Source organism: Paraflavitalea sp., assembly GCF_059502485.1.
Genome location: NZ_JCACET010000010.1, coordinates 1019069 through 1028685, shown reverse-complemented (window position 1 = coordinate 1028685; position 9617 = coordinate 1019069). Strand labels below are relative to the sequence as shown.

Sequence of the window (9617 nt, the reverse complement as noted above, 5' to 3'; positions counted from 1 at the left end):
ATAATGAATAAAGATTCCTTTGTAAAAGAAATAAAGCGATACACACCTTCAAGAGATGACTTTAAGGGACTAGGAGTATCGGAGGGATTTATCGAAAGGGAGTTGAAAAAGTATGATTGTTTTCAGCGTGAAGCCCCTATATCTAATGTGTTTATTAATAGCGAGGTTTTACATCTGGTGAATTGGTATGACTGCTCAAAATTGGAAATAGGTGTTCTTAGATTCTCTAATATTATTTCGGAAACGGAGGATCACTATTTGATAGGAGAGATTGAGGCTGATGTCTTGGCTGTGAACAAAATTACACTGGAAATTGAGGTCTTGGACTATACGGATTTAAATTGGGTGATATGGAGTTGTGCTCAAAATGGACAAATGTTTCTTGATGCAATATTACTTAGCGCAGAGTACTTTTCGAAGATGCTTACTAATGATGATTTAAATCAGGATACAGCATTTAGACATAAATATGTATTGGAATGTGCCGAAAAAGCTGGAGGTGGAAAATATATCGAATTTTATAAATTATTGTTGGGATATTTTTGAATAGGTTAGACAGGCCCTCAACTGGCGCAAGTATGCAGTTAGGCTTTGTGCGGATGCGTACTTGTGCCTGGAAAGTTAAATGGAAATACGTCTTAAAAATAGACCGCTGGAATACCAGCGGTTTTTTCGTTACTGTGCACGAGTAAAGAGTACTTGTGTCTGCGAGGAAAGCAGTCATATTTCTTTTTTTCATTTAAAACCTACCCCACGACAAACAACCCTGCATACTGAGAATACCCAGAAAACGGCCATTATGCCAACCCGTAATCTTTTATTATTTTGTAACCAGTCCCGTAAAAGCCTTTAGTACAATGTATGAAAGAGTACCTGCTGAATAGGATCGAAAAGATAAAATGGCTTGTCAGGGCCAGCCTGATAGCAATAACAATTTGCTTGCTCCTTAGCGTATTGTTAGTGCCGGTTTGGCATGGAAATATGGAGCCTGCCGGAGCTCTTGAAGGAATAGCAGGTGCCATTATATGGATGGCTATTATCGGAGGACTATATATTCCCTTCGCATCGTTTGTCATCTTAGCGATTATTGCCTGCATTTACCGGTACTACAAAATAACGATCTGGCCTTTAATAAAAAGAGAAGTGATATGGACGGCCATAGCTATTGCGGGTATCCTGATGTTGGCTGGTGTAATATGGCTGATGGGGGTGTACAAAGGCATATAATAAATCAAAACAGATGAGCAATTTTTCGAACATAGGGTTTCGTGTAGAAACTGAAGAAGCCTTTCCGCTGCTGCTGGAAAAAGCTTACCAGCAAAGCCAGGCTATCAAAGTGCCTGAAGGTTCATATGCCGTATACCGCGATGCATCCGGTGCAGAATTATGGCTGCAGTTCAATCACAAAAATGAATGCATTGGTGTAAACCCACATTACAAAGGCAAGAGCAGCAGAAAAGTTTGCCTCACCGAAACGATCAACAGGCCCGAAAGCCAACTTGATGGCTCCTTCCATGGATGGGCAGAACCCGAAACAAAGAACGATCCCGACAGCGGTGTATATCCCTTTGTATTCGACCTGCCCGACTTCAGAACTGTTGGTACGATCGCCTTTCCGCGCGATTACAATATTCAGTTGACCGCCTTTGCCCTGGAGATCTCCCTCTATGCTTCTGAACAGGAATACGAGCAACAGCCAGACGGCGAACCAAAATTCGCCTCGCAGTCTTTCGTGCCCAGTGGTTTGTTTGCTACCACAACTGGTGGTGAGCAGGGTCAGCCACAGGCCGTGGGCATTTTCACCGGCATCATCAAAGAAGTAGAACGCAAGCGCAATGCTATGACACAGGATGAATATTACTGGATGCTGGTAGACACGCTGGGCGGTGAGGTAGACGTGGTAGCCGATGTTGCTTTGTTGGAAAAAGAGCCTGTACAAGGCGGCGTAGTGCAGGGACAGTTCTGGCTTTCCGGTCAATTGATCAATCCGCCCGCCCGCGAAGACAAAGCACCCGTCAATTTCCTCCGCAAACTTTTCGGGAAATAAGATTTCATTACAAATCATTTATTCTAACACAGTTCATCCTTATTCGTCATTTCGAACGAAACTCATTCTCATTGTCAATTCGAACGGACCTCACTCTTATTTGTCATTTCGAACGAAGCGATAGCGCAGTGAGAAATCTGCTATCGAAGCAAACGCAGTTCGCCTCCCTTCACACCAAAACTCCCGAAAGAGACCAAAAGGAATAATCTGGCCTCACCTGCACCGGAAACGGCTCATGCACATTTACAAGGCTCACTTTTTAGCACTACATTTGATGAACTATATTATAAGTGTCATTTAGACAGCAGTAGTGACAGGACGGAAGATGAGACAGGCAGATGAAGCGAAGATAAAGGCAGGGTATGGTATGGATGAAGTATAGCTACGGTATAGATGAAGTATAGATAGAGTATTGAAATAGCGTAGTTGACTAAAACGTGCAGTTTTCACCAAAAACAGCAGGGCAGTTCACGCCTGCAAATAATCAAACACGATTGAACACAACTTGCAACATATGAAAACGATAATAGCAACCCTCTTGCTGGCAATAACCCTGTCGCCTGCCATGGCACAAAGCAGGCAACCGGTAGTAAGAGAAAACATTCCTCTGGATTCTATACGCCTCAGCGATCCTTTTATCCTCGCAGATAAAAACACAGCGATGTACTACATGACAGGCACTGGCGGCTTGTTGTGGAAGAGTAAGGACCTGAAAACGTGGACTGGCCCTTTCAAGGTCACAAAACACGACACTACCTCATGGATGGGCAACAACCCGATGATCTGGGCGGCAGAGCTACACTACTACAAAGGCAAATACTATTACTTCGGCACCTTCACCAACCGCAACGTAAAGATCGACACAGTAAAAGGCAACGTCATCGAGCGTCGCGCTTGCCACATCCTGGTGAGCGATAAACCTGATGGACCTTACGTGCCGATGAAAGATCCTACCTACCTGCCCGCCAATATGCCTACACTGGATGCCACGCTGTGGGTTGATACAGATGGTAAACCTTACTTGGTCTATTGCTACGAGTGGCTGCAAAACTGGGACGGCACCATCGAAAAGATACAACTGAAGCCAGACCTCAGCGGCCCCGTAGGAGAGAGGAAACTTTTGTTCAAAGCCAGCACATCACCCTGGAGTAGGGAGCGCAATGAAAATGGAGATACGATCCCCAACAAAGTAACCGACGGGCCCTGGCTCTTCCGCACGCAAACCGGTAAGCTCGGCATGTTGTGGACCAGCTGGGTATACAGCGATTATACACAAGGAGTAGCCTACTCGCAAAGCGGCACGCTCGATGGCCCCTGGATACACGAAAAAGAACCCATCACCCCGCCCAACTTTGGCCATGGCATGATGTTCCGCACCTTCGAAGGAAAACTACTATTATGCCTCCACAGCCACCGCGTAGGAGAGGGTGGCCGTTATATCCGCATCCCCCGCCTTTTTGAAGTAGACGATACGGGAGATAAGATCAGGATAGGTAAATCCTGGTAAGCTGCCCAGGTATGTTATAGAAAATTAGTGCCGTATATATGCTTTTCTTTTTGCAAGTCTCTTATGGCTATCCCAAGCAGGTATGAAAAGCAGGTACATACGTTATTTAATTATCTATAAGCATGAAATGCCATATACATGATCGATCAGGCAGCAACGTTGGCGACGCTAAAAAAGCATAGAGATATGCTGGAGGAAGCATTTGCTGCTTTAAATGCAAGTATAGTAAAAACACCGGTAGGGCCTTCTTTTAATAGTGATCGTTGGGGAGATATCTACAAGGTACTGCGGCAATGGCAGGAAGCATTGGATACAAGTATTCAGACAGGTCTCTCCGAAAATGCGAACGGCTTTTTTCACGACCAGCGTTTTGCTAAAAACGTGACGCAGGAAGTAAATGTATACCTGAGCTGTTTGGTAGAAGTATTTAAAATATACAAGCAACTGCTTTTTCGCTTCAAAGCTGCCGGCTTCGATCCGCCCGCCATTAACTTTGAAACAGTCTTACCTTATCTCATCAAATTTGGCGACTCAAGGTCCAGGAGGCATGTAGCGAAATTAGCTGACTACCTGCCTGCTGCACTGCTTCAATTCTACAAAGACCATATGGTCGAGCGGCGTAGAAGAAAGAACTGGCGGCTGTTGGGTATATCATGCTTCACCGTTATCATTGCCTTTGTATTGAGCTACCTGTTGGGGCAACAAACCAGGTCTGTACTGGCTGTTCAATGTGCCCTTGGTCTGGGTGGCATGGTGGCTGCAGTATGTGCACTTAGTGCGGGAAAGCTCCGTGTACTCGATCACGCCTTGGTGAGAATAGGCATTGGTGTGGCAGTTATCATCTTTTTCATACTGAACCCACTGATTGTCGAAGATAAGTTCGACGTACAGTTTGTGTTAAGAAGACCAGATCTGTCACCTATTGTCGAACAAATGGAACCTGGATTGAAGGTGGGAGAAAAGGTAATCATTACGCTACATCCACATGATGAGATCTACTATCAGTATCATGGTCTTCCTGCACGTTATAAAAACAGGCTGGCTGAACTATCACTATATGATAGTAAATGGATGTTTCACAATGGAAAAAAGGATACTACCCTCACGTTGGCAGCAGTTGATGATCAAACTATCTCCATTACCCTGATACGAGACCCTGCTACACTGACTGTTCATGGAAAACTACCCGTTTCTGAACCCGTTGAGATTCATGTGGAAGGCTATCCGGCGTTGTCAAAAAATACCGATTCGGCAGGTAGCTTTTCCGTCCGTATGCCCGATAGCTTTGAAGGCAACTATATAAAGGTTTCATACCAGAATAAGCAAGGAGCTCGCGAAGAACGGACCATGAGCGTTGATAAAATATACAAGCCTATTTTTCCGCAACAACATCATCATCATTAATCATCTTCCTGGAGTTGCATAGTCACCGCTTCCATAACGATCGCCAGTTCTTCCTGAATTTGCGGGTCATTACAAGTGGTGAACAAGTCAAGCAGTGCGGTCAATTGCCCAACATTGTTCATAGCCCAATCTGCTAATTGATCCCTGGCCTCTTCACGGTATTCACTATCGGGCGAAGCCAGGCTCCAGGCCAATAGCAGCGGCGGCCCATCGAAACAGTCATCGGGTTCCAGTTCCACCGACAAAGGATGCCCGGAGCTATAAAAACGTCCGGCATTTTCTTCGTTCAGGTGTTGTCCATACAACGCCATCTCCCGGGCAACCGGTGTAGGGAATGAAATTAGTAAGGCATGAATGAAGTTTTTGCCCAGGTTCAATGCCTGATCGTATATGCGCGGTTTGATGAGGTCTGATATGATCAGCGCCCGTTCCTCCTGGCTATGGAGAAATTTTTCCTGAAGGATCGGTAAATAACCCAACACCTTATCACTGCTACTGCAACGAAGTACATGTAGTTGCAAAGTCAATAGCGAAAGCGCGTCAAAGTCGTTTACCCAATAGCTATTTTCTCCCACCATAATGCCATGATCTTCATATAAGACCAGTGCAGTGTAAACGATAGCATGATCGTTGTAAGGAAATTTCAAGGAGGTTGGTAGCTCCTTTAGTGGCTGGCGGGTTATTTCCGCTGTAGCACGTAGCGCAATAAAGTAATCAGCATAAGATTGGTAAGTGATGGAGTAGATGATGTCAACGGGCAACAGGCTATTGCCGCTCGGTAGGGACTCGCGAAGCAGTATACCATACGCACACAGCATATCCAATACCTTACCGGCAGAAACGCTGTCAATCCTCGACGGATCGATGAGCGTGATCGCTGTCACAAGCTGCTTATGCGGGATATGCTGCTCCTGCATAAACAAGGGCATCATACCCAACAGGATATTGCGGATGAGTTGATCCGCAGGAGACCATAGGAGTGGTTGTTGTTCGAAGAATTCCTGGGAGAGCCGTTCTATTTTATGGTTGAGTAACGTAGTGAGGCTGGTGGTCACAGCGTGATGGATCGTCGACAGGTCTTGCCCGGCATACTCCTCACAAAATAGTTTGAGCGAGAGCGCATTGCTGAACGATTGCAGTAGCCAGGGCGTTTTTTCATATTGTATCTTGAAGTAGCTGAGGTATGGAGGCACTAACTGCGTCAGCGAAACATCACCTTCTCCGCGCAAAGTAACAGGCAGCATCCAGGATTCGCTCCATTTCTCATTGAAGTAAGTTGGTCGATCCAACCGGATAGGCCGGGTGGTAAAGACAAAAACGATCCTTGGAAAGTGTTGATGCAAGGAAGCCACTTCGCCGATGCGTGCAAGCCAGTTCAGGTCATCACGCACCTCGTCCAACCCATCTACACAAATCAACACACGCGTCAGCTCAGGCATCATTTCATGCCCCTGACTGCCGACCGCCAGTTTGATATCGCAGGTATGGGCCATGGCCTCCAGGGCCCGTAGAATTTCAAAGTCAGTCCAGCTATAAAGCCCTCCAAGGGCCGATTGAAGGATATTGGCCCAACTGGTGGCTTTCACGGAACTGGCCTGAACGATCATGGCAGGAAGACCTTGGGCCAGTCGTTGCGCCACCGCGTGCACTACACCGTGCGTCTTTCCGGTACCCGGGCCGCCAGTTATGATACAACTGAAATGTTGCAGTAACGATGCTGACAACCTATGTTCATGAGCTTTCAAGAGCCTGAGCTGCAAACTTGCCCGTTCAACGATATGCCTGTCGGAATCAGGAAAAACCAGGACGTCGATCCTGGCGCGCAGATCGGCAACTTTCAGGTCATCCGGTCTTTGCACAGTTAGGGTAAATTGACCATGTTCCAATTGTTGTATTTGCTCCTCATCGATAGCAATGATAGCGTCGATCTTATGCAGCAGGTTGGAAAGAGGAGCCCACAAATCATGTGTTGCGTCCAGCACGTTGATCAATGCCAGAAGCGCATCTTTGGCGCCTTGGTATAAGGACAGATAATAGCGATACTGTTCGATAGCAGCTTCCCGGAAAGTGGGCGTGTACAAGAGTTTATTAATAGCCAGTTGGATATCCCCTTGCGCATGCAGGTCGGGTATATAACGCTCTTTAAGCCAGCCTTTGCGCGCTAGGTCAAAACGCTGTTCAAGGAACCCGATGGTGATGAGTTCCCGGTCAAACCAGTATTTGCGGATACCTTCATTCCCGGGTTGTTGAAGTTCGGCCAGTAGCCGGTGCTCATTCCAGTACTCGATCTGTAGGTGGGGGTGATTGACTTGCAGGCTGTCGGCCATTGCTTTCAGTCGCTGCTCCTCCGTGTTCGTTACTGGCCGGCCTCCTTTCGTTAACTTATCCGATTGAAAGTCCCTGGGCAGGCAAATAATATATCGGCTAAGTTGTGGACGCACCTGTAGGGCGGTCTCGATCGACTGTCGGATCTGACTGATCTGTCCTGGCCCCAGTACATGACGAAACCATTTCGCTTGCATGCCAATGGTCCCTTGATTGCTCGTTACGCCACAGGCCTCTATCCCTCCATCGCCCCCGGCACCGTTGATGGTAGTAAAAGAAATGAGCTCATCGGCATAAGTGCGCAGCAGCCACTGCTCGAATAACTGGTTGCAGAGCGCTTCAAACGCACGCTCGTAAGAATTGTTATGAGTGTGAAAGCCGGCGAATGTCATACGAAGTATAAGCTACACAAATTCTGGCATTCTCCGCCGGAGATAAATTAAGATAGGTAAACCCGGGTGATCTTAACACTGATAGCTTGCCGCACCCTTTTGATGTATTGAGCCAGCGGCATCTTGAACTGCTTCTTGAAGTTACGCCTGAACTGCGCAGGATAATGATAGCCAACCGCTTTGGCCAGCTCATTCACGCGGAAATTGCCGGCGCCGATCAGGTCGGTGGATTTTCTCAGCCGCACGAGGTTGATGACATCGCTGGGCGACATGCCCGATACATATTTGATCTTGCGGCTTAGCGTAGACTTGCTCATATTCATCAGCTGCGCTATCCTTTCTACATTCAGATCGGTATCGGACAACTTGCTAAGAATGAGGTCCGTTAACTCCTTCCAAAAAACTTCTTCCTCCTTTGAATGAGGCGTATTGCCCACATGCAGGAGCGGCGACCGCGCATAAGACTCCTTTAACTTCACGCGGTTCTCCAGTAAATTATCTATCTGGGCAAGCAACAGGTCCAGTGAAAAAGGCTTTTCGATATAAGCGTCAGCCCCTGTCTTGAGACCATCTATCTTCGATTCCAGCGAGCTTTTACCCGTCAACAGGATAATAGGAATATGACACAGCCCGGCAGTTGACTTGATAGTTGAACAAAGCTCGAACCCGTCCATCTGGGGCATCACTACATCGCTCACCACCAGTTGCACCCATTCATTGTGTAAAATGGCGAGCGCTTCATGCCCGTCCATAGCAGTATGAACATGATATTTTCCACTCAGGGATTGAGACAGGTAGTCCAATATCTCCTCACTGTCATCCACAAGCAGGATCACAGGCATAGCAGTTTTGGATAAGGGCACCATTTCCTCCATGGCGCTTAGTTTTGGTGGTGATTGTATAGGATACGATCATACAACACTAAGACAATTGGCCTCGGTGTTACAATTAGCGACTTTATATATTTTTATTCAATAATAACCTGCTGATCCTCTTCAGGTATTTGTGTATTCCTTACTTTTTCCAGGGTCAACGGTCCTATAAACCGGTAGTTGATCGGGAATGCAGGATTGGTAATATCACTATACCAGTATTCAAGGTTCATGGTGATATACGTCTTTTGGAGATAAGGCTGCACCTCATCCTTTCTTTTACTCATAGACCAGGTACCCTTTTGCTGAGAAAATTTGATCGCAGCATCAGGGGCGGAAAGCGTTACGGTACTGTCGGAATTCAAGGTCGCTATCACTTTGTATTTAGCCCGGTCATAAGCCTCTTCGTCGATATTGCCGGCAAAGAAGAATACGGTCTTCTCATTCACCACCCAGGCGTTCCGGTAAGGGGTAGTCAGCGCTGTCTGATTATTTTGCGGTACATCCCGGTTCCAGATCAGCCCGGCATTCGAATACCTGCCAGAATAATCGTTGAAAGGAATGATTTGCATCAGTGATTTGCTGAACCATCTCCTCGGCGAAACATTATTCCTGGAGGTGGACACTATTTTTACGGGCAGAATATATTTATTGATCAGGTCCAGTCCCTCCATCTTCAGGTTCAGGTCGAAATAACCCTGTATGGATCCGGCAGGAATAACAGCCGTCATGGAGGAGAATGCATAGTTGGCAGCAGGCAGTTCCTGGAAATACAGATCTTGCCTTAACCTAAACCGGTCGAAATTGAGATTATTGAGCGTATCCCTGTCCAGCCCGATGGATACTTCAATATCCTGGTTATTGCCGGTAGAACCACTGACTATCACGGGCACTTTAAGCGTAACAGAGCCGCCTTGGCTTTTGTACATGGCATTTAAACGCACCACGCCACTCTTTACAAAAGACACTTCTTTCACATACAATTCCCGCGTCCACTCTTTGGTACAGCCCAGGCCAAACAACAGGCCCGACAATATAACTAAATGAATATTTTTCATGTTGATGTAGTT

8 protein-coding genes are annotated in these 9617 nt (G+C 46.6%); 5 read left to right on the top strand and 3 right to left on the bottom strand.

What is annotated here, in order from left to right; genetic code table 11:
* Positions 1-3 precede the first annotated feature (3 nt).
* From AC5JBY_RS21450 to AC5JBY_RS21430, 5 genes are all read left to right on the top strand, one after another.
* Positions 4-546 carry a hypothetical protein gene (locus AC5JBY_RS21450; RefSeq protein WP_495906703.1) on the top strand — a complete coding sequence of 181 codons (543 nt, stop codon included), beginning with the start codon at positions 4-6 and terminating at the stop codon, positions 544-546.
* Between the two features lie 315 nt (positions 547-861).
* Positions 862-1227 carry a hypothetical protein gene (locus AC5JBY_RS21445; protein WP_495906702.1) on the top strand — a complete coding sequence of 122 codons (366 nt, stop codon included), beginning with the start codon at positions 862-864 and terminating at the stop codon, positions 1225-1227.
* A 13-nt stretch (positions 1228-1240) separates the two neighbouring features.
* Positions 1241-2047, top strand: coding sequence for a hypothetical protein (locus tag AC5JBY_RS21440; protein ID WP_495906701.1), 807 nt, complete (start codon positions 1241-1243; stop codon positions 2045-2047).
* A 514-nt stretch (positions 2048-2561) separates the two neighbouring features.
* The gene (locus tag AC5JBY_RS21435) at positions 2562-3554 is read left to right on the top strand and encodes a glycoside hydrolase family 43 protein (protein ID WP_495906700.1); all 993 of its coding nucleotides are present in this window, start codon (positions 2562-2564) and stop codon (positions 3552-3554) included.
* A gap of 138 nt (positions 3555-3692) precedes the next feature.
* Positions 3693-4958: a hypothetical protein gene (locus tag AC5JBY_RS21430; protein ID WP_495906699.1), complete on the top strand. Its 1266-nt coding sequence runs from the start codon at positions 3693-3695 to the stop codon at positions 4956-4958.
* Here the strand turns inward: AC5JBY_RS21430 and AC5JBY_RS21425 are convergent.
* The 3 genes from AC5JBY_RS21425 to AC5JBY_RS21415 form a co-directional block, all read right to left on the bottom strand.
* Positions 4955-7675 (bottom strand): NACHT domain-containing protein, encoded by a 2721-nt coding sequence (locus AC5JBY_RS21425; RefSeq protein ID WP_495906698.1) that lies wholly within the window; start codon positions 7673-7675, stop codon positions 4955-4957. The genes AC5JBY_RS21430 and AC5JBY_RS21425 overlap by 4 nt on opposite strands.
* 47 nt (positions 7676-7722) lie before the next feature.
* Positions 7723-8550 (bottom strand): response regulator transcription factor, encoded by an 828-nt coding sequence (locus AC5JBY_RS21420; RefSeq protein WP_495906697.1) that lies wholly within the window; start codon positions 8548-8550, stop codon positions 7723-7725.
* A gap of 92 nt (positions 8551-8642) precedes the next feature.
* Positions 8643-9605: a DUF4973 domain-containing protein gene (locus tag AC5JBY_RS21415; protein WP_495906696.1), complete on the bottom strand. Its 963-nt coding sequence runs from the start codon at positions 9603-9605 to the stop codon at positions 8643-8645.
* Positions 9606-9617 lie beyond the last annotated feature (12 nt).